Origin of the sequence: Streptomyces longisporoflavus, from assembly GCF_014649775.1 — a bacterium.
Classification (GTDB): domain Bacteria; phylum Actinomycetota; class Actinomycetes; order Streptomycetales; family Streptomycetaceae; genus Streptomyces; species Streptomyces longisporoflavus.
The window spans coordinates 302,427-326,910 of sequence record NZ_BMTR01000004.1; the positions used below are offsets into that span (position 1 = coordinate 302,427).

A 24,484-nucleotide genomic window follows, 5' to 3' on the forward strand; every position below is an offset into this window, starting at 1 on the left:
TGTGCGTGCGGTCAGCGCTTCTTGCGGAGTGCCGCCAGGTTGTCGTAGCCGATCTTCGCGAGCTTCAGGGACTGCCCGGCGTCGGTGGCACTGGGCGCGTTGTCCTGCTCGACCATGGGGTTGTGGTAATTCTTCTCGCCCACACGGCTGAAGAAGGTGCGGTAGTCGATAACACCCTCACCGAAGGCCACCATGTCGTAGCCCTGGCCGCTCGTGTCGTTGCGCGTGCCGTCCTTGGCGTGGAACAGCGGGAAGCGCTTGTTGTCGCGGCTGACGAGCCCGGCCGGGTCGAAGACCTTCTTGCGCTGCGAGCCGTCGTGCGCGGTGTACGTGTGGAACTTGTACTGCGCGACGTGCGCCCAGTAGATGTCCATCTCCAGCCAGACCGACCTCGGGTCCGTGGCCTTGAGGAAGTACTCCAGTTTGCGGATGCCGGAGCTGCGGGTCGGACGGCCCTGCGCGTCGAGCGGCCCGCCGTCGAGCAGGAAGCCGTATGCCGCGTCGTGGTTGTGGGTGTAGAGCTTGATGCCGGCCTTGCGCGCGATGGCGCCCATGGCGTTCCACTTGTCGGCGGCGACGTCCCAGTCGGCCTTGTACGAGCTGTTGGTGGGGTCGCCACCGGTGCCCATGTGGTCCATGCCCAGGATGTTGGCGATCTCCAGGTGCTTCTTGAACGTGTCGAGGTCGGGCTGCGTGAGCGGCCACGACCCCGGTATGAAGCCGTGGTTGCCCCGGGCACGCAGGCCGTACTCGTCGAGCCATGAGCGCAGCAGTTTGGCACCCGCGACGGATTCGAGGGCGGCGCCGCCGGGGGCGTTGGCGTGCTGGTTGTAGCCCGCGAACTCGACCTGCTTGTACCCGTAGCGCGCCAGCTCCTTGAACACCTCGCGGAAACCGGAGGGCAGAGTGCTGGTGAGCGGGTCGCGGCCGGTCGCGTCACGCACCGTGTAGAGGATGATTCCGCGCTTCTTGGCGGGCACCAGCTCGCGGCCGTGACCGTGGCCATGGCCGCCCTTGGTCTGCGGCTGGGCGAAGGCGGGTGCCGCGCCGAACACGGGCGCGGCGACAGCGCCGGCGCCCACGGCGGTGCATGTGCTGAGGAAGCGGCGGCGGTTGATGCCGAGTCGCTGTCTGAGCGCCTCGTCGGCGGCGGAAGTCTCGTGGAAGTCGGTCACGGGTGCCTCTCTCGGGCTCTCGGGCTCTTGGACTCTCGGGGTTTTCCCGGATCTTTCGACGGGCTGGCGGACGCCACTGGCGCGTTGTCAGTGACGCGTGCTTCACTCTCGGTAATGGCTCCTCAGCCCAGGCCTGCCAGGTCGAGGAGCAGGGATTTCACGGCGGTGGCCGCGATCCGGTCGGGAAACGCATGGGGGGTGGAGCTGATGATGAGCGGACCGTCGTCGTCGCTCAGGGGGAGGCGGCCGTGGCTGCCTCGAATAGGTGACGCGTCGAGGGGCACGACCGCCATGCGGTAGCGCATGCCGAGCTTCTTGCGGGCCAGCGCCTTCGCGGCCTTGACCTTCACGTAGGGGTCGAGCGGGTCCATGAACAGCTCGACGGGGTCGTAGCCGGGTTTGCGGTGGATCTCGACGAGCTGCGCGAAGTCGGGCGCGCGGGCGTCGTCGAGCCAGTAGTAGTACGTGAACCAGGCATCGGGCTCGGCGACGGCGACGAGTTCGCCGGAGCGCGGGTGGTCCAGGTGGTTGGCCTTCTTGCCCTCGTCGTCCAGGAGCTGCTCGATGCCGGGCAGGTCGGCCAGGGCCTGGCGTGTGACCTCCAGGTCCTCGGGTCTGCGCACGTAGATGTGGGCGATCTGGTGGTCCGCGACGGCGAAGGCTCGGGAGGCCATCGGGTCGAGGTACTCCATGCCGTCCTGGGTGTGCACTTCGAGCAGTCCGGCGCGGCGCAGGGCGCGGTTGATGTCGACGGGCCGGTCCACGCGGGTGATGCCGTACTCGGACAGGGCGACGACGGTGCGGCCCTCCGCCTTCGCGTCGTCGAGGAGGGGGGCGATGGTCGCGTCGAGTTCGGCGGCGGCCCGGTGGGAGCGCGGGGCGTCGGGGCCGAAGCGCTGTAGGTCGTAGTCGAGGTGGGGGAGGTAGCAGAGGGCCAGGTCGGGGTGGCGGGTGCTGATGATGTGGCGGGTGGCGTCCGCGATCCAGCGGCTGGAGACGATGTCGGCGCCGGGGCCCCAGAAGTGGAAGAGGGGGAACGTGCCCAGTTTTTCGGTGAGTTCGTCGTGCAGGTCCGGGGGCCGCGTGTAGCAGTCGGGTTCCTTGCGGCCGTCGGCGTAGTAGACGGGACGGGGGGTGATGGTGATGTCGGTGTCGGCGCCCATGGCGTACCACCAGCAGATATTGGCGACGGTGTAGCCGGGGTGCGCGCGGCGGGCGGCGTCCCACAGCTTGTCGCCGGCGACGAGGCCGTTGTGCTGGCGCCACAGGAGTACGTCGCCGAGCTCGCGGAAGTACCAGCCGTTGCCGACGATGCCGTGCTCGGCGGGGGTGGTACCGGTGAGGAAGGTGGACTGGGCGGCGCAGGTGACGGCGGGCAGGACCGTGCCGAGCGCGGCCCGGGAGCCGGACTGGCCCAGGGACTTGAGGTGCGGCATGTGGTCGAGGAGACGGGGGGTGAGGCCGACGACGTCCAGGACGAGGAGGGGTGTGGGGCTCATGGCAGTTCCTTCAGGCCGAGGTCCGTCAGGAGATCGCGGGCGAGGGTCAGCTCGGCGGCGATGCCGTCGGCGAGCTGGGGGCGGGAGCGGGGGCGCAGTTCGGGCGGCAGCGCCTGCCAGGTGTAGGTCTCGACCTCGAGGTGCCGGGTACGGGGGTCGGGGCCGCCGACCAGCTGGGCGAGGGTGTCCTTGAGCACGGGGAGCGTGGAGGTCAGGGGCGGTGCGGGAGCCGCGTGCAGGGGGACGTGGAAGTGGGCGCGCCAGGGTGTGCTCTCGGGCAGGGCGCCGCCGGCGAGGGATTCGCCGAGGTCGTCGGTGCCGTGCAGGCCGGTGTCGGTCTTGGTGCGGGTCTGGTGCAGGAAGCGGGGTTCGTCGAAGGCGGCGAGGGCCTCGCGGACTTCGGGGAGATGGGGGTGCTCGGCATGCAGGGCGGCGGAGAGCTGGGATTTGACGACGGGGATGCCCGCGACGGCGAGCGCGTCGAGCGCGGTTCGCGGGTCCTCGAAGGAGGTGGCGAGGTGGCAGGTGTCGACGCAGACACCGATGCGGTCGTGGCCGACCGCGTTGAGCGGGGCGATCGCGTCGCCCGTGGTCTCCACGGTGCAGCCCGGTTCCGGTTCGAGGCCGACGCGGATCGATTTGCCGGTCAGCTCGGCGAGGGCGTCGAGGCGCTGGGCGAGTGCGGTGAGGGCGGACCGGGCGGCTTCGGCGCGGGTGGTGTCGAAGGGGGTGCGCCAGGCGAGGGGAAGGGTGGAGATGGTGCCTTCCACGACATCGTCCGGGAGGAGCGCGGCGAGGAGACGGGCCAGGTCGGTGGTGTGGGAGAGACGCTCGGGGTCGGTCCAGTCCGGCTTGTAGACGCGGTACTTGACCTCTTCGGCGCCGAAACCCTCGTACGGGAAGCCGTTGAGGGTGACGACCTCGAGGCCGCGCCGGTCGAGTTCGGTGCGCAGCCCGCGCAGTGCGGCCGGGTCGGTGACCAGGGCGTGGGCGGCGTCCTTGGCGAGCCACAGGCCGATGCCGAGCCGGTCCCTGCCGAGCCGTTTGCGTACGGGTTCGCAGTGGTCTCGGAGTTGCGCGAGGACGCCGTCGAGAGTCTCGGCCGGGTGGACGTTGGTGCAGTAGGCGAGGTGGACGACGCTGCCGTCGGGGTGCCTGAAGCGCATGGCTCACGCCCCGCCGCGGAGGATGGAATTGCCGTCGTGCGTGGCATCGGTGTCCGTGACGTCGAGCGCGAGGCGGCCGCTGAGTCCGTAGAAGGCGACCGGGTTGCGCCACAGGACCAGGTCGACGTCGTCCTCGCTGAACCCGCCTTCGAGCATCGCGTCGGCGACCTTGCGGGTCTTGAGCGGGTCGCTCTTGCCCCAGTCGGCGGCCGAGTTCACCAGGACCCGCTCGGGGCCGTGGTCGCGCAGGATGGCGACCATCCGGTCCTCGTCCATCTTGGTGTCGGGATAGACGGAGAAACCGAGCCAGCAGCCGCTGTCCTTGGCCTCCTTGACGGTGGTCTCGTTGAGGTGGTCGATGAGGACCCGGTCCAGGGGCAGCGCGGATTCCCGGACGACGTCGATGGTGCGGCGCAGGCCGGCGAGCTTGTCGCGGTGCGGGGTGTGGACGAGCGCCGGCAGCTCGTGGTCGGCGGCGAGCTGGAGCTGGGCGGTGAGGGCGGCGTCCTCGGCGGGGGTCATGGAGTCGTAGCCGATCTCGCCGACGGCGACGACGTTGTCCTTGACCAGATACCGGGGCAGCTCGTCCAGGACCGGGGTGCAGCGGGGGTCGTTCGCCTCTTTGGGGTTGAGGGCGATGGTGCAGTGGTGGGCGATGCCGTACTGCGCCGCGCGGAAGGGCTCCCAGCCGAGGAGGGAGTCGAAATAGTCGAAGAAGGAGGCGGGTGAGGTGCGGGGCTGGCCCAGCCAGAACGCGGGCTCGACGACGGCGCGGACGCCCGCGGCGTACATGGCCTGGTAGTCGTCCGTGGTCCGGGACGTCATGTGGATGTGGGGGTCGAAAATGCGCATCAGGACTCCTGCTCCTCGCCGGTGGAAGGGGTCACGGGGGTCGAGGACACCGCTCTGGCCGAGGGGGCCGTAGCGGCGGCCAGGGCCAGGACGCGGTGCAGATCGCCGGGGACGGTGCGACCGGCGGCGGTGCGTTCGCCGGCGTAGTCGCCGAGCATGCGGGCGAGTTCGGCGTCGGCGCGGGCCCGGCGGTCCAGTTCGCTGACGGCGTCCAGGGGGACGCCGGTGAACAGGCACTTGAGGACCGCGTGGCGCCAGTCGTGCGGGGCGAGGTGCCGGGCGGCGTAGGGACCGACGGCGGCGGCGACGAGCCGGGTGTCGTTCGTACGCAGGGCGTCCTCGACCAGGGGCAGCGCCTCCGGGCCCGGGACCAGATGGGGCAGGGCGTGCAGGACGGCGCGGCGCTCGGCCGCGGTGCCCTGGCCGTAGACGCGGGCGAGAGTGGCCGGGTCAGCGTCGGCCGCGTGCAGGAGCAGCACGCGGGCGGCGTCGGCGTGGTCCTGGCCGCAGCGTCGTCCTGCTTCGGCGAAGCGCAGCTCCCAGGTGGGGGTGGTGCTCTGGGCCGGCCGGCCGCGGTGGGCGGCGGCCTCGGCGGTGGCCTGGTCGAGCCAGGCGCGGGCTGCGCCGGGGAGAGCGGCCTCCAGACGGGTGCGGAGGCCGTCGATGACGGGGGCGTCGGTCATGGGGTTCCTCCTCCGGCGGGGGTGGGGAGCGGGGCGGTGCGGGACGGGGTGCGGTCGGTTCCGGTCGCCGCGTCGGTCGCTGCCTCGCTCGCCGCTGCGGTTGCCGCTTCGGTTGCCGCTGCGGTTGCCGCTTTGTGGAGGAACGCGATCGATTCGGCGGTGAGTTGGGGGCCCGCGTGGGAGTGGCGGGGCAGTTCTACGACGGTCAGGCCTTGGTAGCCGGTGGCGGCCAGGGCTGCGAGTACGGGCGGGAAGTCGATCTCTCCGTCCCCGAAAGGGAGGTGTTCGTGGACGCCGCGGCGCATGTCCTCGATCTGGACGTGACGCAGCCAGGGGGCGGCATCGCGTACGCAGTCGGCGGGAGACCGCGGTTCGAGGCACTGGCAGTGGCCGATGTCGAGGGTGAGGCCCAGGGCCGGGGGGTCGCCGAGGTCGTGACGGAGCCGGTGGAAGTCGGCGAGCGTGGAGAGGAGGTGGCCGGGTTCGGGCTCGATGGCAAGCGGTACGCCGCTGTCGTGCGCGGCGTCCACCACGGGGCCGATGGCCTCGGCGAGCCGGTGCCAGGCGGTGTCCTCGGGGGTGCCTTCCGGGGTGATGCCGCTGAAGCAGTGCACGGCGTGGGCGCCCAGGTCGGCGGCGACCTGGACGGCGCGGAGCAGCAGGCGGACACGGGCGGCGCGTGCGTCCGGGTCGGGGTCCAGGAGGGAGGGGCCGTGTTTGCGGCGGGGGTCGAGGACGTAGCGGGCGCCGGTCTCGATCGTCGCCGTCAGACCGAGCCGTTCCAGGCTGCGGGCCACGTGGCGGGTGCGGGCGGCGAGGTCGGGGGCGAGCGGGTCGAGGTGCATGTGGTCGAGGGTCAGGCCGACGCCCGCGTAGCCGAGGTCGGCGAGGAGGCCGAGGGCGTCGTCGAGCCGCAGGTCGGTCAGCCCGTTGGTGCCGTAGCCGAAGCGGAAGGGGCCGCTTGCCCGGTTGTCCGTACCCGTCATGTGACGCTCACCTTCCGGCCGAACTTGCGGGCCGCCGGGGCCAGAGCGGCGGTCAGTAGTGCGGGGCCCAGCGCTCCCGTCCGGGCGGAGAGGGCGGCTTGGAGCGGGATCATCGCCCTTATGCCGCCGCCGACGGCCCGTTGGGTCAGCTGGGGAGACGGGTTGAGCGCGGCGTGGAAGAGGGGGCGGGCGGCGGTGGCGGCGTAGGTAGCGGCAAGGGCGGCCTGAACGACACCGCGAACGCCGATGCGGCGAGTGCTGCCGGGCAGGGAATTGCCGGTCGGCGAGCTGCCTGTCACCGAACTGCCGATCAGCGAACTGCCGGTTCGGGCAACAGCGCTGCCCCGGGTCAGCAGTTGTGCCAGTGCCGCTGTCGCGGCGAGTGCGCACAGAGGGGCCGCTGTCGAGCCGCCCTGTGCCTCGCGGCGCGAGACCGCGGTCACCGCGAGGGTGTGAGCGCCCAGGACGAGGGCGGCGGGCACCGCGCCTCGGGGGCCGGAACCAGCACCGGGGGCGGGCGTCGCCCTCACCCCGGTCCCATACCGCCCCGTCGACGCCGACGTGGCCGCCGCTCCGAGCAGCAGGTCCAGAGCGCGGGCCGCCGCCATGGCCGCTGGGCCCGCCGGAGTGTGCTTCAGGCCGAGGTCGTACGCCCACACCGTGGCCGCCAGGCTGCCGGCCACCGTCAGCGCGGGGCGGCCCGCGGCGGCAGCCAGGGTCAGGCCTCCTGCCGTGAGCGCCGCTGCCGCGCCCAGCGCGACCTGCGGGGCGATGCGGCCGGACGGCAGCGGGCGGTGAGGGCGTTCGATCGCGTCCTCCGCCCGGTCGGCCCAGTCGTTGAGGGCCATGCCCGCCTCGTAGAGGGAGAGGGAGGCGGCGACGGCGAGCAGGGTGCGGCGGTTGGGCTGCAGTCCCGTGGCCGCCGCACCGGCAAGCGCATCGCCGGGGACGGTGAACAGGGCGGACACTCGCAGCAGTTCGGCCCAGTCCCGGCCGGTCCCCATACGCAAACCGCGCAGGCCACCCAGACCACCTAGACCACCACCCCCGGCCCCGGCCCCGGCACCGGCACCGGCACTGGCCCCGGCACCACGAGAAGCCTCACGCTCCCCTACGCCCGCACCCTCCCCGGAATCCGAACCGACACCCGCACCCGCACCCGCACCTACGCCCCCACCCAAGCCCCTCAAGCCGACACCCCCCGCAGCCGCGAAGCAAAGCGCACCAGCGCTTCGTACTGTTCGGCGAGAGCCGACGAGGAGCCGTCGTCCGGGTCCTTGAAGTAGAAGCCCAGTTCGCCCAGCGGGCCCGAGAGGCCCACCTCGTGGGCGCGGGCCGCCAAGCGGGCGAGGTCCAGGATCAGGGGCGCCGCAAGGGCCGAGTCGCAGCCCTGCCAGGTCGTCTGCAGGACCATCCGCGCGCCGAGGAAACCGTCGAAGGCGATGTGGTCCCAGGCGGTCTTCCAGTCGCCGAGCGAGGGGACATCGTCGATGTGGACCTCGCCCTGCGGGGCGGAGCCCAGCGTGTCGGCGAGGACCCGCTCCTTGCCCGCGTTCTTCGCCGCGGCTGCCGCCGGGTCGGCGAGGGCCGCCCCGTCGCCGCCGCCCAGGAGATTCGTGCCGGACCAGGCCCGTACGGCAAGCGCGCGCTGGGCGAACATCGGGCCCAGGACCGAGCGCAGGAGCGTCTGGCCCGTCTTGCCGTCCCGGCCCGCGTAGGGAAGCCCGGACGAGGCGGCAGCGGACGCGAGTGCCGGATGGTGCAGGCCCGCGGACGGGGTGAAGTTCACGTACGGGCAGCCCGCCCGCAGCGCCGCCGCCGCGTAGAGGGAGCTGGCCGGCAGCCGCGTCTCGCCCTCCGCCGGCACCGGTTCCGTCGAGGCCACGTTGACCACCACCGCACGGGCGAGCCCCCGGCGGCGTATGAAATCGCGCAGGTCGGCGGCGAAGGAGGTGATCAGTTCCTCGTCGGTCCGCGTGTCGGAGTCCCCGCGGCGCGGCCCGCCCGGGCGGATCTCCGCGTCCGCCGCGGCCAGTTCCGCGCCCACCGCGGAGGGGACTCCGTGCGGGAGCACGCCCCCGGCGGCCAGTTCCTCGGCCCGTTTGGGCAGCGGGCACTCCACCGTGTCGTGGCCGCCGAAGACGAGCGACGACAACGTTGGCAGACCGGACTCCGCGAACGGCGGCGTCTCCGTGACCATGCCGGTCGGCGGATGCAGCCCCGCCGTCACGGCCGCGCACCCCGCGACGGCCGTCGTGGCGACCGATCCGCGCGCCCCGATCAGCCACACCCCCGTAAGACCGCCACCCGGAGCGTCGGAAGAACCAGTAGAAGGAGAGATGGGCACGGCTGCCTCCTGTCGTGCACGCGGAGAACGCGCGGGGTGATGAGACGGCGGACGGAGAGGACGAAGCGGGAGGGGCAAGACGGCGGGCGGAGGTCCGGCGTCCTCCGCCCGCCGCCGTCTAGCGGCCCACGCCAGAGGCGTTGCGGGCCGGCAGGTCCTTCACCCGGATGTCGCGGAAGGAGACCTGGTCTTCGGCACCGTGGTTCTGGATGCCGATATGACCGTCCTTCAGGCTCCTCGCCGGATCCGTGTTGGTGAAGTCGTTGATCTTCACTCCGTTGAGATAGATCCGAAGGCGTTCGCCCTCGACCCGGAGTTCGTACGTGTTCCACTCCCCCGCCGGATTCAGCGCCTTGTCGCGCTTCTTCAGGTCGGCGGACTTGAAGCCGTAGACGGAGCCCGTGGTCTTCTCCGGGACGTCGGTGGCGTCGATCTGGATCTCATAGCCGTTGTTCACGGCCGACCAGGGATCGTCGGAGGGCGGGAAGCCCACGAAGATCCCCGAGTTGTCGTCGCCGTCCATGCGCCAGTCCAGCTTGAGGGAGTAGGAGCCGAGCTCCTTCGCCCCGTCGTACCAGAGCATGCCCATGCCGCCGACGGTCGTCAGGGTCCCGTCCTTCTCGTTCAGCTCGAACGAGCCGGGGCCCGCCTGCTTCCAGGCGTCGAGGGACTTGGCCGTGCCGTCGAAGACCGGCGTGTAGCCCTTCTCCGGGCGGCAGTCGGCCTGTGCCGCACCCGCCGCCCAGCGGATTCCGCCGAGCAGATGGGTGCGGAACGCGGGATCGGCGAAGGACTCCTTGGTGTGTCCGCTGCCCGTGTAGAAGGAGCGGCCGCCCTGATAGTCCTGGCACCAGGCGATGGGATGGTCGCCCGACATGGAGCCGCCCGTGTAGGACGACTCGTCGAGCGAGGCGAGGACGTGGGCGCGGTCACGGGGGTTGGAGCGGTAGTTGTACCACTCGTCGGTCCGTTCCCAGATCCCCGGCAGATGTGCCGTGGACGGGTGCCCGTGGTCCTCGACCCGCACCTTCGCGGGCTGGATCGCGGGGTGCGACTGGAAGTACGCGCCCGCGAGCCCGCCGTAGAAGGGCCAGTCGTACTCGGTGTCGGCGGCGGCGTGCACGCCCACGTACCCGCCGCCCCTCTTGATGTACCCCTCGAAGGCGCTCTGCTGCTTGCCGTCGAGGACGTCGCCGGTCGTGGAGAGCCAGAGCACGGCGTCGTACTTCGCGAGGTTCTTGGCCGTGAAGGCCTTGGCGTCCTCGGTGGCGTCGACGGTGAAGCCGTTCGCCGCGCCGAGCTCCTTGATGGCGGCGATGCCTTCGGGGATGGAGTCGTGACGGAAGCCCGCGGTCTTGGAGAAGACCAGGACCTTCTCGCCCGCCTTCGACCCAGACTTCGCCCCCGCTGCCGAGCCCGAAGTGTCCGGCTCGGAGGCCGCCGGACCCGACACACAGCCGATGAGCAGGGCGGCCGTTGCGGTGGCGATGGTGATGCGTGCGGATGCCCGCATGGTGTGGTGGCCCCTTCCTCAGCTCGTGGTGAAGGTGAAGTCGTCGACCTCGAAGAGGGCGCCGGTGCCCTTGCCCTTGAAGACCAGGAACAGCGTCGTCGTCTTCTTGGGGGCCTTGCTGATGGCGGTGCTCACGTCCGCGTAGGTCTCCCAGCCGCCGGTCGGCTTGACCGCGGCCCTGCCGAGGACCTTGCCGGTGGCCGATCCGCTGCGGACCTCGATCGTGCCGCCCGCGCCGGCCGACGCGACGCGCGCGGTCAGCTTGGTGGCGTTGCCCAGGATGTAGGGCTTGAAGGAGATCCAGTCGCCGTTGTTGATCTCGCCGACCGTCTTGCCGCCGTGCGCCGGGGTGTGGTTCACCACGGAGACACCCTTGGACTCGTTGAAGTGCTCGCCCTGGCGGTGCTTGGGCTGGACGACGTTCTGGTCGTGGGTGGTCAGCGCGGGCTGGCCGTTGGCGCCCTTGTCGGTGTACTCGGCGTCGAAGACTCCGAAGATGTTGGCGTTCGGGTCGTGCTCGCCGTCCGCCGACGTCTGGATGGTGCCTTCGCAGCCGTTGGCCGACGTGACGGGGTGGCCGTGGCTGTCATGGCCGAGGATGTGCGTGACCTTGACCTTGGTGCAGTCGATCGGACCGTCTTCCTTGTCGGTCACCTTCACCTTGAAGGGCACCTTGTCGCCGAAGGTGAACATCTGCCCGTCGCCGGGGAGTTCCAGGGTCACCTTGGGCGCGGTGTTGCCGACGGTGATGTGCGCGCTGGCCGAACCGGTGCGCCCGGTGGAGTCCTTGACGGTCACGGTCGCGGTGTAGACGCCGTTCTTCTTGTACGTGTACGAGGGGTTCTGCTGGGTCGACTTGCCGCCGTCACCGAAGTCCCACGCGTAGGTCAGCGTGCCGCCCTCGGCGTCGGTGGCCTTCGCGGTGAACCTGGTCGTGAGCGGGGCCTGGCCGCTGGTCACGGAGGCGCTCGCCTCGACGACCGGGGAGTGGCCGTCGGTGGCGTTCTCGATGCGGTAGAGACCGGCGTTCTCGTCGCCGCCGAACCAGGCGGTGCCGTAGTCGAGTACGTACAGCGCGCCGTCGGGGCCGAACTCCATGTCCATCACCTGCGTGCCCGTCCACGGGACCGGGTTGATGGACTGGACCGTGCCGTCCGAGCCCTGCTCGATGCGCTTGATCCAGCGCCGTCCGAACTCTCCCGCGAAGAAGTCGCCGTCGTACGCCTCCGGGAACTTCACCGGGGAGGTGTTCGCCGCGTCATAGCGGTAGACGGGTCCTGCCATCGGGGACTCGGAGCCCGAGCCGAACTCGGGTACGGAACCGCCGTCGTACGGAATCCAGGCTTCCTGCGCGGCCGGCAGATCGGTCAGACCGGTGTTGTGCGCGGAGTCGTTCTTCGGCGCGTCGCAGTCGAAGGCGGCGCCGGAGGTCTGGGTGGCGAAGTCATAGTCGATGTAGGCGTCGTTCTTGCCGGTGCAGTACGGCCAGCCGAAGTTGCCCGGCTTGGTCACGCGGGCGAACTCGACCTGGCCCGCGGGGCCGCGCTTGGGGTCGGCCGCTCCCGCGTCGGGCCCGTAGTCACCGACGTACACGATGCCGGTCGGCTTGTCGACGCTCATGCGGAAGGGGTTGCGGAAGCCCATCGCGTAGATCTCGGGACGGGTATTGTCCGTGCCCGGCGCGAAGAGGTTGCCGTCCGGGACGGTGTACGTGCCGTCGTCCGCGACCTTGATGCGCAGGATCTTGCCGCGCAGGTCGTTGCTGTTGCCGGCGCTGCGACGGGCGTCGAAGGCGGGGTTGCGGTCCGCGCGGTCGTCGAGGGGCGAGAAGCCGTCGGAGGCGAAGGGGTTGGAGTCGTCGCCCGTCGAGAGATAGAGGTTGCCGTCCTTGTCGAAGTCGATGTCGCCGCCGACGTGGCAGCAGATGCCGCGGCTCGCGGGGACGTCAAGGACCTTCTTCTCGCTGGCGTTGTCCAGGGTGCCGTCGGCCTTCAGGACGAAGCGGGAGAGGCGGTTGACGCCGTCGAACTTCTTGAAGTCCTCGGCCGTTCCGGTCTCCGGGGCGTCGCCCGCCGGGGTGTCCAGCGGGGGCGCGTAGTAGAGGTAGACCGCCCGGTTCTCGCTGAACTTGGGGTCGAGTGCGACGCCTTGGAGGCCCTCTTCGTCGTGCGAGTAGACCGGTATCTTGCCCGCGATCTTGGTGTTGCCCGCAGCGTCCGTGAGGCGGAGTGTGCCGTCGCGGGAGGTGTGCAGGACCGAGCGGTCGGGCAGGACGGAGAGCGTCATCGGCTCGCCCGTCTCCTCCCCGCCCTTGGCGAGGGTGACTTGCTGGAAGTCTTCGGCCGCCGCGGCCTTGCCGGTGGACTTACCTGCGGCCGCCTTGTCCGCCTGCGTCTGCGCGGCGCGGACGGCCTCCGGGTCGGCGGCGTTCGCCGCGGGCGCGACGAGGGTGAGGCTGGCGCCGGCCAGCAGGGTGCCGGTGAAGAGCGCGAGGGTCTTGCGGAATCTGAGGCGTTTCCTGTGCACGGTGTTCCTCCGGAAGGGGGACGGTCGTACGCGGGTGTGTGCGGGGGCGCTGGGCGCCGGGGTGCGCCGTCACCCCGGAAGGTTCATGTCCTGTACACATCAGGGACGGTAGCCACGTTCGTCCTGGACGGAAAGCCCTTGCACAGCAATAGAGTTCAGCTTTTTCCTTGCGCAGGACAAAGTGACTCAGAGTCAGAGCAAGGGCTCCCCGCCCGGCTACCGCTCTGCAGAGCTCAGTTGCCGCCGAACGCCGCGTCGAACGAGGCCGTCGGCGGTTCGAAGTCGAACGCCTTCAGACGCTTCAGCGCCTCCGGCGCCCCTTGGAGGCGGTCCATCCCGGCGTCCTCCCACTCCACCGAGACAGGGCCCTCGTAGCCGATCGAGCGCAGCATCCGGAACACGTCCTCCCAGGGGACGTCCCCGTGGCCCGCCGACACGAAGTCCCAGCCGCGGCGCGGGTCGCCCCACGGCAGGTGCGAGCCGAGGCGGCCGTTGCGGCCGTCGAGCCTGCGCCGCGCCTCCTTGCAGTCGACGTGGTAGATCCGGTCCCGGAAGTCGTAGAGGAAACCGACCGGGTCCAGGTCCTGCCACACGAAGTGCGACGGGTCGAAGTTGAGGCCGAAGGCCGGGCGGTGGTCGACGGCCTCCAGGGCGCGCTGCGTCGTCCAGTAGTCGTACGCGATCTCCGAGGGGTGCACCTCGTGGGCGAAGCGCACGCCCTGTACGTCGAAGACGTCGAGGATCGGGTTCCAGCGCTCGGCGAAGTCGTCGTAGCCGCGCTCGATCATGCTGTCCGGCACGGGCGGGAACATCGCCACCAGATGCCAGATCGCGGAGCCCGTGAAGCCGATGATCGTGTCGACGCCGAAGCCCGCCGCCGCGCGCGCCGTGTCCTCGATCTCGCGGGCGGCCCGCTGCCGCACGCCCTCCGCGTCGCCGTCGCCCCAGATGCGGGCGGGCAGGATCGCCTGGTGCCGTTCGTCGATGATCGCGTCGCAGACGGCCTGCCCGACCAGGTGGTTGGAGATGGCCCGGCACTTGAGGCCGTACTTGTCCAGGAGCCGGCGGCGCGAGTCCAGATAGGTGCTGTCGCTCAGCGCCTTGTCGACCTCGAAGTGGTCGCCCCAGCAGGCGAGTTCGAGGCCGTCGTAGCCGAAGTCGCGGGCGAGGCGACAGACCTCTTCGAGCGGCAGGTCGGCCCACTGGCCGGTGAAGAGCGTGAATTCGCGGGGCATGAACAGGCCTCCTCAGACCGTGACGGGAGTGGAAGCTACAGGGGTGTAGACCGAGTTCTTCTCCGCGCTCTCCTCCACCGCGGCGAGCACCCGCTGGACCGAGAGGCCCGCGGCGAAGGACGGTTCGGGCTGCGCGCCCGTGGCGATGGCGTGCAGCAGGTCGCGGGCCTGGTGCACGAACGTGTGCTCGTAGCCGAGGCCGTGGCCCGGCGGCCACCAGGCCTCCAGGTACGGATGGCCCGGCTCGGTCACCAGGATGCGGCGGAAGCCCGATGACATGGCCGGCTCCGTGTGGTCGTGGAAGGAGAGCTCGTTCAGGCGCTCCAGATCGAAGGCCAGCGAGCCGTCCGAACCGTTGAGTTCGAGCCTCAGCGCGTTCTTGCGGCCCGCGGCGAACCGCGTCGCTTCGAAGGAGGCGAGGGCGCCCGACGGGAAGCGGCCGGTGAAGACCGCCGCGTCGTCCACCGTGACCTGGCCGGTCCCGGTGCCGCCCTCCCCCGTGAGCCCGCTGGACGCCCCGCCGGGCAGCGGCCGCTCCCGTACGAAGGTCTCGGTCAGCGCCGAGACGCCCGCCACCGGCTCCCCCGCCAGGTACTGCGCGAGGTCCACGATGTGCGCGCCCAGATCGCCGAGCGCGCCCGAGCCCGCGCGGTCCTTGCGCAGCCGCCACGTCAGCGGGAAGGCGGGGTCGACCAGCCAGTCCTGGAGGTAGCTGAGCCGCACGTGCCGCAGCGTGCCCAGGCGCCCGTCGGCCACCATCTGCCGGGCGAGCGCGAGAGCGGGAACACGGCGGTAGTTGAAGCCGACCATCGCCACCTGCCCGCGCGCCCGGGCCCGCTCGGCGGCCTCGACCATCGCCTCGGCCTCCTCGACGGTGTTGGCGAGGGGCTTCTCGCACAGCACGTGCTTGCCCGCGTCGAGTGCGGCGATCGCGATCTCCGCATGGCTGTCGCCGGGCGTGCAGATGTCGATCAGGTCGATGTCGTCACGGGCCACGAGTGCGCGCCAGTCGGTCTCCGCCGACGCCCACCCGAGCCGGTCCGCGGCGGCGCGCACGGCGGCGCCGTCGCGTCCGCAGACCGCCGAGAGGACCGGTTGCAGCGGCAGGTCGAAGACGCGTCCGACGGTGCGCCAGCCCTGGGAGTGGGCGGCGCCCATGAAGGCGTATCCGACCATGCCCACCCCCAGTGGCCGCTTACCGGGTTCAGCCTCGTGTTCCGTCTCACGCATGCGGTACTCCTCCTCGTAAACGCTCGGTGGGGGGTGCGGCTGCGCGCATCACTTGAAGCCGGTGGACATGTACTTGTCGACGTTCTCCTTGTCGACCACGGCGGAGTAGCAGGTGACGAAGGACGGGATCTCGAACTCCGCCATCCCGCTGATGCCCTTGCCCTGTCCGAGGGCGCGCGCCAGGTCGATGGCGGACGCGGCCATGGTCGGCGGGTAGAGGACGGTGGCCTTGAGCACGCTGTCGTCGGACTCGATGGCCTGGAAGGCGGAGAGCGCGCCCGCGCCGCCGACCATCAGGAAGTCGTCGCGGCCCGCCTGCTTGATGGCGCGCAGCGCGCCCACACCCTGGTCGTCGTCGTGGTTCCACAGGGCGTCGAAGTTCTTCTGCGCCTGGAGGAGCTGGGACATCTTCGACTGGCCCGACTCGACGGTGAAGTCGGCGGCCTGCCGGGCGACCTTCTCGATGTTCGAGTAGTTCTTCAGGGCGTCGTCGAAGCCCTTGGTGCGCTGCTTGGTGAGTTCGAGGTTGTCGAGCCCCGCCAATTCGATGACCTTGGCGTTCTTCTTGCCCTTGAGCTTCTCGCCGATGTAGTGGCCGGCGCTGAGGCCCATGCCGTAGTTGTCGCCGCCGATCCAGCAGCGGTAGGCCTGCGGCGTGGCGAAGACGCGGTCGAGGTTGACGACGGGGATGCCCGCCTTCATGGCCTTCAGGCCGACCTGCGTGAGCGCCTTGCCGTCGGCCGGCAGGATCACCAGGACGTCGACCTTCTTGTTGATCAGCGTCTCGACCTGGCCTATCTGGGCGGCGGTGTCGTTCGAGCCCTCGGTGGACTCCAGGGTGACGTCCGAGTACTTCTTCGCCCGTTCCTTGGCGTTGTCGTTGATCGCGTTGAGCCAGCCGTGGTCGGCCTGCGGGCCCGCGAAGCCGATGGTGACCTGCTTGCCGGGCTTGTCGTCGGCGACCGGCTGGTCCTTGTCGTCCGACCCCTCGTCCTTTGGCTCATTGCTGGTGCATCCCGTTATGAGGGCACCGGTGGACAGGGCGGCCGCTCCGAAGAGCAACCCTCTGCGGCTCGTGATCTCTGGCATGTCGGTGAACCTCTCGGGTCAGGTGGTTGAGGCCGTACGTCGCTGCACGAGCACCGCGGCGACGATGATCGCCCCCTTGGCGATCTGCTGGGTCGCGGTCTCCAGGTTGTTCAGCGCGAAGATGTTCTGGATCGTCATGAAGATCAGTACGCCGAGCACGGAGCCGGTGATGGTGCCCCGGCCGCCGCTGAGCAGGGTGCCGCCGATGATCGCGGCGGCGATCGCGTCGAGTTCGTAGAGGTTGCCGTTGGTGTTCTGGCCCGACCCGGACAGGACGATCAGGAGGAAGGCCGCGATCCCGCAGCAGAGGCCGGAGAGCAGGTAGAGGTAGAGGCGCTGCCTGCGTACGTCGATACCGGCGAGGCGCGCCGCTTCCGCGTTGCCGCCGACGGCGACCGAGCGGCGCCCGAAGGTGGTGCGGTTCAGGAGCAGCCAGCCGATGACGGTGACGGCCGCGAAGACGAGGACGAGCGGCGGGATGCCGAGGATGTAGGAGTCGCGCTCGCCGAGCTTGAGGACCCCGTCCACAGTGACCATCTGCGTCTTGCCGTCGGTGATCTGCAGGGCGAGGCCGCGGCCCGACGCCAGCATCGCGAGCGTCGCGATGAACGGCACCATCCTGCCGTACGCGATGAGCACGCCGTTGACGAGGCCGCAGGCCATGCCGACGATCACCGCGGTGAAGAGGATGCCCGCGAAGCCGTACTCCTGGGTCGCCACCGTCGTCGCCCACACCGAGGCGAGCGCCACGATCGCGCCGACCGACAGGTCGATGCCGCCAGAGATGATCACGAACGTCATGCCGACCGTGACGACGCCGATGACGGATGCCTGGGTGAGGATCAGCTGGACGTTGTCCGTGTCCAGGAACGAGTCGGGCTGGGTGATGCCGCCGATCAGGATCAGGGCGGCGAGCACGCCGAGGAGGGACAGCGTCCGCACGTCGACGCGTGCGGCCACCGACCGCAACGGGCTTGGCCCATCCGCCGGTCGGGACTTAGATGCGGCGGGCCGGGGCGGCGATGCGGGCTGCGTCATGACGCCGGGCTCCCTTCGAGTACGAGATCGAGTACGCGGTGTTCGTCGAGGTCGCGGGCGGGCGCCGTATGGACGACGCGGCCCTCGCGGAGGACCAGGACACGGTCGGCGAGGCCCAGGACCTCGGGCACTTCGCTGGAGACGAGCAGGACGGCGAGGCCCTCGTCGGCGAGGCGGCGGATCACGGAGTACAGCTCGGCGCGGGCGCCGATGTCCACGCCGCGGGTCGGCTCGTCGAGCAGCAGGACGCGGCAGCCGCGGAGCAGCCAGCGGGCCAGGACGGCCTTTTGCTGGTTGCCGCCGGAGAGCGTGCGCACGGGCGCGGTGGGGTTGTCGGGGCGCAGCGAGAGTTCGCGCGTCGCGGTCTGCGCGGCCTTCCTCTCGGCGCCGCGGTCGAGCCAGCCCCCGCGCGAGAAGCGGGACATGGAGGAGACCGACACGTTGTTGGTGACGGACTCCAGCATGAGCAGGGCCTGCGCCTTGCGCTCCTCGGGGGCGAGCCCGAGCCCCGCGCGCACGGCGGCACGCACACTGCCCGGCTTCAACGTCTGTCCGTCGACGACGACTTGTCCGGCGGTCGACTTGCGTGCGCCGTAGATGGTCTCCAGGATCTCGGAGCGCCCGGAGCCGACGAGTCCCGCGAGGCCGACGATCTCGCCGGGGCGCAGTTCGAGGTCGAGGGGTTCGAACTCGCCCTCGCGGGCCAGGCCCCGCACCTTCAACACCGGTTCGGTGACCGGGGGTTCGACGGGGCGGTCCGGGAAGACGTACTCGACGTTGCGGCCCGTCATCAGGGCGACGACGTCGCGGGTCGGCGTCTCTTTCGCGGGGAGTCCGCCCGCCACGGCCCGGCCGTCCTTGAGGACGGTGACGCGGTCGCCGATGCGGCGGATCTCTTCGAGGCGGTGGGAGATGTAGACGACGGCGACGCCGTCCGCCGTGAGGTCGCCGACGATGCGGAAGAGGTTGTCGACCTCGTCCGGGTCGAGGGCGGCCGACGGCTCGTCCATGACGATCAGGCGCACTTCGTGGGAGAGCGCGCGGGCCATGGACACGATCTGCTGGTGGGCGGCCGAGAGGTCGCCGACGAGCGTGCCCGGGTCGATCTCCGCGTGGCCGAGCCGCTTGAGCAGTGCGACGGTCGACGCCTTCGCCTCGCGGCCCTTCACGACGAACCCCGCGGCGGTCGGCTCATGCCCGAGGTGGACGTTCTCGGCGACGGACAGGCCCTCCACCAGGTCGAGTTCCTGGTAGATGGTGGCGATGCCGAGGCGCATGGCGGCGATGGGCGACTTGAGCACGGTGCGCTCGCCGCGCCAGGTGATCTCGCCGTCGTCGGGCTGGTGGGCGCCGGCGAGGACCTTGATGAGCGTGGACTTGCCGGCGCCGTTCTGGCCGAGCAGGCAGTGCACTTCGCCGGCCTGGACCTGGAGGTCGACGCCGTCGAGGGCGCGGACGCCGGGGAACGACTTGGTGATGCCGGACATGGTGAGCAGCGGTGGTTCTGGTGCCATGACTGTTCCCTTGGGCGGGTCGGCGGGTGCGGCCGGTTGCAGGGCAGGGCGGGGTAGGGCGATGGCCCCCGGGAGGGGCGGAGCTGTTTCGGAGCAGGGCGAGGCAGCGCGCTGTACTGGGTGAGGTGTGGTGCGGGTCGTGCGGCGTACGGACGGTGGTGCGGGTCGTGCGACGTACGGACGGTGCTACGGGTCGTGCGCACCGGTCGGGCCGGTCAGGAACGTGCCGGTCAGGCCGGTGAGAACAGGTGATCGCTGATGAGCCGGGCGCCGCCGATGACTCCGGCGGTCGGTCCCAGTTCGCCGAGGACGATGGGGAGGTTGCCGGTCGCCAGGGGCAGCGACTGGCGGTAGACCTGCGTGCGGATGGCGGCGAGCAGCGTATGGCCGAGGCCGGTCACACCGCCGCCGATCACCACGAGGCCGGGGTTGAAGAAGCTGACGAGACCCGCGATGACCTGGCCGGTGCGGTTGCCGCCCGCGCGGATGAGGTCGATCGCGGTGGCGTCACCGGCGGCGGCCGCCGCGGCGACGTCGACCGCGCTGAGCTTGCCCGCGGTGTCCAGGCGGTCCGCGAGCTCCTGGAGGAGCCCTTGGCCGACGGCGTCCTCCGCGTCGCGGGCGAGTGCCGCGCCGCTGAAGTACGCCTCCAGGCAGCCCTTGTTTCCGCAGGCGCAGGGCCGCCCGTCCGGTTCGACCTGGATGTGTCCGATGTCGCCCGCGCTGCCGGTCACCCCTCGGTAGACCTCACCGCCGACGACGATCCCGCAGCCGATGCCCGTGCCGATCTTGACGCAGAGGAAGTCGCCCACGGAGCGTGCGACGCCCGCGTGCTGCTCCCCCATCGCCATCAGGTTCACGTCGTTGTCGACCATGACGGGGCAGCCCAGGTCCTGGCTGATGGCCTCCCGTACGGGGAAGCCGTCCCACCCCGGCATGATCGGCGGGGCGACCGGGACGCCTTCGGGGAAGCGGACGGGGCCGGGGACGCCGATCCCGGCGCCGTCGAACCCTTCCGCGAGTCCGGAGGCCTTCAACTTGGCCGCCATGGCGAGGACTTGCTCGAAGACCGCGACGGGTCCTTCGCGCACGTCCATGGGCTGGTTGATGTGACCGAGGACCTCCAGTTCGGCATTGGTCACCGCTACGTCGACCGAGGTCGCGCCGATGTCCACGCCGAGGAAGCGGAGGCCGGGGGCCAGGCGGATGTTGTGGGAGCGGCGGCCGCCGCGCGAGGCGGCGAGTCCGTCGGCGACCACGAGTCCGGTCTCCAGTAGCCGGTCCACCTCGACGGCCAGCTTCGACCGCGAGAGGTCGACCTGATCGCCCAGCTGGGCACGGGAGTTGGGCCCTCCGTCACGCAGCAGCCGCAGCAGTCGCGCCTGGTGCGCATTGGCGGGTCGAGCCGTCATACGTCTCACGCGCCCCTCCCCGCCTCTTCGGGCAACTCATGTCGTCCAACTCGCCCCACCGCGGCGGATTTTCGTCGTCGCGTCGGGCTTTCGAGGGGAACGTAGCAGCGCCTGCCGGGAGTGGGAAGAAGTTGCGCAGGAATTACCCATGACTTTCTCCAGTCACAGGACAAAGGGGCGGGCAGACGTGTCCCGCGGACGGGCTGTCGCACGCCGCCGGCGGACTGGAGGGCCCGCATCATGACCTCATGACCTCAGAGGTAATCGACCCGCCGGGGCATCACGGGCAGGGTGGTGCCATGCCTTCCGACACCGCGAGCACCGCCGATCTCCTTGCCGCTCTCCCCTTTGCCGTGCACCTGGGCATCACGCTCGACGAGGCCGCGGCCGATCGCGCCGCCGGCACCCTGCCCTGGTCGGCGCAGCTGTGCACGGTGGGCGGGGTCCTGCACGGCGGTGCGCTGATGACGCTCGCCGACACGATGGGCGCGGTCTGCGCCTTCCTCAACCTGCCGGCGGGGGCGAACACGTCCACGGTGGAGTCCAAGACGAACTTCTTCCGCGCCGTACGCTCCGGCAGCGCCCGCGCCGTGGCCCGCCCGCTGCACGTGGGCGGCTCCTTCGTCGTCGTACAGACGGATGTCTACGACGCGGAGGGCCGCCCGGCCGGGCAGACGACGCAGACGCAGGCTGTCCTAGCACCCCGCAAGGCGTGAGGCGCCGCAGGGTGACGCAGGGTGCCGCGTCAGGCGTCGCGCTCGCGCCGGTGGTAGGTCTGCCGGGTGTGCTCGGTGTGCGCCCGCATGATCTCCGTGGCCTTGCCCTCGTCGCGCTCGGCGATCGCCGCGATCAGCGCACGGTGCTCGATCCAGGACTGCTTGCCGCGCCGGCGGGCGACCGGTGTGTAGTACCAGCGCACGCGGCGGTCCACCTGTCCGGCGAGTTCGGCGAGCACGACATTGCCGGCGAGCTCCATCACCTTGGCGTGGAAGGCGGCGTTGAGGGTCACCACCAGGTCGACCTCGCCGTCCGCGACGGCCTGTTCTCCCTTGGCGCACAGCTCTTCCAGGGCGGTGATGCCCGCGGTGCCCGTGTTGGCCGCGGCGAGCCGGGCGGCCTCGGCCTCCAGGAGCGTGCGGACCGTGAGCAGCTGGTCCGCCTCCTCCTCGGTGGGCTCGTGCACAAAGGCGCCCTGCGCGGGCCGCAGATCGACCCAGCCCTCGGTGTTGAGCCGTTGCAGCGCCTCGCGCACGGGCTGCCGTGACACCCCGAGGTGTCCGGCAAGTTCGCTCTCCACGAGGTGCTGGCCCGGCTGTAGCGCGCGGGTGGTGATGAGTTCGAGCAGCGCTTCGTAGACCCGCTCCCGGAGCGGACCGGGGCGTTCCAGCTTGGGCACCGCCCCCTGCGGCAGTCCTGTGGACAACATCGCGGTCCCCTCCTCGACGATTGCCTTTTGTCTACAGTCTACTGAGCACAATGGCCAGCACCAGGGGGAGTTGGCCCCGTCACACGGCCGGGCAGCGCTGGTCCGTCCGCTAGGGGCAGCGGATGACCTGGCCCGCGTACGACAGGTTCCCGCCGAAGCCGAAGAGCAGCACCGGGTCCCCGTGGTTGATCTCGCCGCGCTCCACCAGCTTGGACAGGGCGAGCGGGATGCTGCCCGCCGAGGTGTTGCCGGAGTTCACGACGTCACGCGCGATGACCGCGTTGACCGCGCCGATCCGCTCGGCGAGGGGCTCGATGATGCGCAGGTTGGCCTGGTGCAGGACGACGGCCGCCAGGTCCGCGGGCGTGAGACCGGCGGACTCGCAGGCCTTGCGGGCGAGCGGCGGCAGCTGCGTCGTCGCCCAGCGGTAGACGCTCTGCCCCTCCTGCGCGAACCGCGGGGGCGTGCCCTCGATACGGACGGCGTTGCCCATCTCGGGCACCGAGCCCCAGAGCACCGGACCGATGCCGGGCGCTCCGCCCGGCTCGCAGGCCTCGACGACCGCGGCGCCCGCGCCGTCCCCGACCAGGACGCAGGTGGTGCGGTCCGTCCAGTCGGCGACCTCGGACATCTTGTCGGCGCCGATCACCAGGACGCGGGCGGCGCCCCCTGCCCGTACGGCGTGGTCGGCCGTGGCGAGCGCGTGCGTGAAACCCGCGCACACGACGTTGATGTCCATGGTGGCCGGGGAGGGCATGCCGAGCCGGGCGGCCACCCGTGCCGCCATGTTCGGCGAGCGGTCGATGGCGGTGGAGGTGGCGACCAGGACGAGGTCGATGGCGTCCGGCGTCAGCCCCGCGGCGGCGACGGCCTTGGCCCCCGCGTGTGCGGCGAGCTCGTCGACCGGCTCCCCGGGCCCCGCGATGTGGCGGGTGCGGATGCCCACGCGGGAGCGGATCCACTCGTCGCTCGTGTCGACCATGCCCGCCAGGTCCTCGTTGGTCAGGATCTTGGCGGGCTGGTAGTGGCCGACGGCGGCGATGCGTGAGCCGTGCATGAACGGGTCCCCCTTGGTGCCGGAGATGCGGGACCGTCCAGTCTGGTCAGCGACTCACCGGTAACAGGACGCGTAAAGCGACAGGAAACGGGCGCGGGGTTTGGACACTTCTCATCATCGCGTCACCCGGTGAAAAGCTGGGTGGCCTTGTGTACGAGTTCATAGAGCCCATATGCGAGCGGAACGCCCACCCAGAGCCAGGCGCCGACGATCAGCGCCCGGCGGCGGGGCGGACTACTTGGCGGCGTGCTGGTCGGTGCCGTCATGGGCTTCCTCCTTCGGGTCCTGCGGGTCATTCGGGTCCTGCGGGTCCTTCGGGGCGGGAATGTGGTGGCGGGCGTGGACGGGCCGGACGAACTCGTTCGCCACGAAGCCGACGGCAAGGAGCCCGATCATGATCGTGAGGGAGAGTCCGTAGAGCCCGGCCCCGCTCTTGCCCGCCTCCTCCTGGCGGTCGGCGACCCAGTTGACGATCAGCGGCCCGAGGACGCCCGCCGTGGACCAGGCGGTGAGCAGGCGGCCGTGGATCGCGCCGACCTGATAGGTCCCGAACAGGTCCTTCAGGTACGCGGGGATCGTCGCGAAGCCGCCGCCGTAGAAGGAGAGGATCACCAGGGCGCAGATCACGAAGAGCGGCTTCGAGCCGTCCCCGAAGGCGGCGATCAGCAGATACATCAGCGCGCCGGCGCCCAGGTAGACGCGGTAGACGTTCTTGCGGCCGATCAGGTCGGACGCCGACGACCATCCGATGCGGCCGGCCATGTTGGCGGCGGAGAGCAGGGCGACGAAGCCCGCGGCCGCGGCGGCCGAGACCGGTGTCGAGGTGTCGGAGAAGAAGTCGGTGATCATGGGCGCGGCCTTCTCCAGGATGCCGATGCCCGCGGTCACGTTCATGCAGAGCACGATCCACAGGCACCAGAACTGGGGCGTCCGCACGGCGGCCCGCGCGGAGACCTGCGGCCCGTCGAGGACACCGGGGGCGCCGGGCGTCCGCGCACCCTCCGTACGCGGAACCCGCACCAGGAACACGCCGAGCGACATGAAGACGGCGTACGTGAGGCCGTGCACGAGGAAGGCGAGGGCGATGCCGTCGTTGTCCGTGCCGAAGGAGTCCAGCATCTGCGCCGACCAGGGCGAGGCGATGAGCGCGCCGCCGCCGAAGCCCATGATCGCGATGCCGGTCGCCATGCCGGGGCGGTCCGGGAACCACTTGATCAGTGTCGACACGGGCGAGATGTAGCCGATGCCCAGACCGATGCCGCCGACGAAGCCGTAGCCGAAGACGATCAGCCAGTACTGACTGACCGCCGCGCCGAGTGCCGCGATCAGGAAGCCCGAGGAGAAGCAGACGAGGGCGACCGTCATCGCCCAGCGCGGGCCGTTGCGCTCCACGAGCGTGCCGCCGAAGGCCGCGGAGAGACCGAGCATCACGATGCCGAGCTGGAAGGGGAGCGCGCTCTGCGTGCCGCTGAGGTGGAGCGCGGATTCCAGCGGGGGCTTGAAGACGCTCCAGGCGTAGGCCTGGCCGATGGAGAGATGTACGGACAGGGCGGCGGGCGGTACGAGCCAGCGACTCCATCCCGGGGGTGCGACGGGAGGCTTCATGATCCCGAACAGTAGGAACCAACCGGAGAGTTGGGAAGGGGGTCGAGTCGATTCCGTCGACGGTATGCAATGTCCCGCGCGACCCCTTGCTGGGCCAACTTCCATACTGTAGACAATATTCCATCGACAGT

21 protein-coding genes are annotated in these 24,484 nt (G+C 70.7%); 1 reads left to right on the forward strand and 20 read right to left on the reverse strand.

The genetic code is table 11. From position 1 onward, the window contains the following. Window positions 1-11: 11 nt before the first annotated feature. From IE226_RS10405 to IE226_RS10480, 16 genes are all read right to left on the reverse strand, one after another. Window positions 12-1,175, reverse strand: coding sequence for a sugar phosphate isomerase/epimerase family protein (locus IE226_RS10405; RefSeq protein ID WP_190080790.1), 1,164 nt, complete (start codon window positions 1,173-1,175; stop codon window positions 12-14). Between the two features lie 122 nt (window positions 1,176-1,297). After that, window positions 1,298-2,674 (reverse strand): alkaline phosphatase family protein, encoded by a 1,377-nt coding sequence (locus IE226_RS10410; protein ID WP_190080791.1) that lies wholly within the window; start codon window positions 2,672-2,674, stop codon window positions 1,298-1,300. Next, complete coding sequence (eboE, locus tag IE226_RS10415) at window positions 2,671-3,840, reverse strand: metabolite traffic protein EboE (RefSeq protein WP_190080792.1); 1,170 nt, start codon at window positions 3,838-3,840, stop codon at window positions 2,671-2,673. Before eboE ends, IE226_RS10410 begins: the two co-directional genes overlap by 4 nt. 3 nt (window positions 3,841-3,843) lie before the next feature. Beyond that, on the reverse strand, window positions 3,844-4,692 hold the full coding sequence (locus tag IE226_RS10420; RefSeq protein ID WP_190080793.1) for a TatD family hydrolase: 849 nt from the start codon (window positions 4,690-4,692) through the stop codon (window positions 3,844-3,846). Then, the gene (locus tag IE226_RS10425) at window positions 4,692-5,375 is read right to left on the reverse strand and encodes an EboA domain-containing protein (protein WP_190080794.1); all 684 of its coding nucleotides are present in this window, start codon (window positions 5,373-5,375) and stop codon (window positions 4,692-4,694) included. The genes IE226_RS10420 and IE226_RS10425 overlap by 1 nt, the downstream gene beginning before the upstream one ends. After that, complete coding sequence (locus IE226_RS10430) at window positions 5,372-6,361, reverse strand: sugar phosphate isomerase/epimerase family protein (RefSeq protein ID WP_190080795.1); 990 nt, start codon at window positions 6,359-6,361, stop codon at window positions 5,372-5,374. The genes IE226_RS10425 and IE226_RS10430 overlap by 4 nt, the downstream gene beginning before the upstream one ends. Beyond that, window positions 6,358-7,551, reverse strand: a complete 1,194-nt coding sequence (locus IE226_RS10435; RefSeq protein WP_229870727.1) for an SCO3242 family prenyltransferase — start codon at window positions 7,549-7,551, stop codon at window positions 6,358-6,360. The genes IE226_RS10430 and IE226_RS10435 overlap by 4 nt, the downstream gene beginning before the upstream one ends. Beyond that, window positions 7,548-8,708: an inositol-3-phosphate synthase gene (locus tag IE226_RS10440; protein ID WP_190080797.1), complete on the reverse strand. Its 1,161-nt coding sequence runs from the start codon at window positions 8,706-8,708 to the stop codon at window positions 7,548-7,550. The genes IE226_RS10435 and IE226_RS10440 overlap by 4 nt, the downstream gene beginning before the upstream one ends. Before the next feature lie 118 nt (window positions 8,709-8,826). Beyond that, entirely contained in the window at window positions 8,827-10,221 is a 1,395-nt protein-coding gene (locus IE226_RS10445; RefSeq protein ID WP_190080798.1) for a ThuA domain-containing protein, read from the reverse strand. Between the two features lie 18 nt (window positions 10,222-10,239). After that, window positions 10,240-12,747 (reverse strand): PQQ-dependent sugar dehydrogenase, encoded by a 2,508-nt coding sequence (locus tag IE226_RS10450; protein ID WP_190080799.1) that lies wholly within the window; start codon window positions 12,745-12,747, stop codon window positions 10,240-10,242. Between the two features lie 233 nt (window positions 12,748-12,980). Beyond that, window positions 12,981-13,982, reverse strand: coding sequence for a sugar phosphate isomerase/epimerase family protein (locus IE226_RS10455; RefSeq protein WP_190080800.1), 1,002 nt, complete (start codon window positions 13,980-13,982; stop codon window positions 12,981-12,983). A gap of 12 nt (window positions 13,983-13,994) precedes the next feature. Next, window positions 13,995-15,212 carry a Gfo/Idh/MocA family protein gene (locus IE226_RS10460; RefSeq protein WP_190080801.1) on the reverse strand — a complete coding sequence of 406 codons (1,218 nt, stop codon included), beginning with the start codon at window positions 15,210-15,212 and terminating at the stop codon, window positions 13,995-13,997. 48 nt (window positions 15,213-15,260) lie between these two features. Continuing rightward, window positions 15,261-16,301 carry a substrate-binding domain-containing protein gene (locus IE226_RS10465; protein WP_190080802.1) on the reverse strand — a complete coding sequence of 347 codons (1,041 nt, stop codon included), beginning with the start codon at window positions 16,299-16,301 and terminating at the stop codon, window positions 15,261-15,263. An 18-nt stretch (window positions 16,302-16,319) separates the two neighbouring features. Next, on the reverse strand, window positions 16,320-17,339 hold the full coding sequence (locus tag IE226_RS10470) for an ABC transporter permease (protein ID WP_190080803.1): 1,020 nt from the start codon (window positions 17,337-17,339) through the stop codon (window positions 16,320-16,322). Continuing rightward, window positions 17,336-18,853, reverse strand: coding sequence for a sugar ABC transporter ATP-binding protein (locus IE226_RS10475; protein WP_190080804.1), 1,518 nt, complete (start codon window positions 18,851-18,853; stop codon window positions 17,336-17,338). Before IE226_RS10475 ends, IE226_RS10470 begins: the two co-directional genes overlap by 4 nt. 230 nt (window positions 18,854-19,083) lie before the next feature. Next, the gene (locus tag IE226_RS10480; RefSeq protein ID WP_190080805.1) at window positions 19,084-20,265 is read right to left on the reverse strand and encodes an ROK family transcriptional regulator; all 1,182 of its coding nucleotides are present in this window, start codon (window positions 20,263-20,265) and stop codon (window positions 19,084-19,086) included. Window positions 20,266-20,564: 299 nt separating this feature from the next. Here IE226_RS10480 and IE226_RS10485 point away from each other — a divergent pair, with 299 nt between their 5' ends. Further along, a complete protein-coding gene (locus IE226_RS10485) occupies window positions 20,565-20,981 on the forward strand; it encodes a PaaI family thioesterase (RefSeq protein WP_190080994.1) in 417 nt (138 codons plus the stop codon). Between the two features lie 29 nt (window positions 20,982-21,010). Here the strand turns inward: IE226_RS10485 and IE226_RS10490 are convergent, their stop codons facing one another. The 4 genes from IE226_RS10490 to IE226_RS10500 form a co-directional block, all read right to left on the reverse strand. After that, window positions 21,011-21,691 carry a GntR family transcriptional regulator gene (locus IE226_RS10490; protein WP_190080806.1) on the reverse strand — a complete coding sequence of 227 codons (681 nt, stop codon included), beginning with the start codon at window positions 21,689-21,691 and terminating at the stop codon, window positions 21,011-21,013. Window positions 21,692-21,800: 109 nt separating this feature from the next. Further along, window positions 21,801-22,748, reverse strand: a complete 948-nt coding sequence (locus tag IE226_RS10495) for a beta-ketoacyl-ACP synthase III (protein ID WP_190080807.1) — start codon at window positions 22,746-22,748, stop codon at window positions 21,801-21,803. 122 nt (window positions 22,749-22,870) lie between these two features. Continuing rightward, entirely contained in the window at window positions 22,871-23,014 is a 144-nt protein-coding gene (locus tag IE226_RS45455) for an MFS transporter small subunit (RefSeq protein ID WP_444546075.1), read from the reverse strand. Next, on the reverse strand, window positions 22,983-24,353 hold the full coding sequence (locus IE226_RS10500) for an OFA family MFS transporter (RefSeq protein ID WP_229870728.1): 1,371 nt from the start codon (window positions 24,351-24,353) through the stop codon (window positions 22,983-22,985). The genes IE226_RS45455 and IE226_RS10500 overlap by 32 nt, the downstream gene beginning before the upstream one ends. Window positions 24,354-24,484 lie beyond the last annotated feature (131 nt).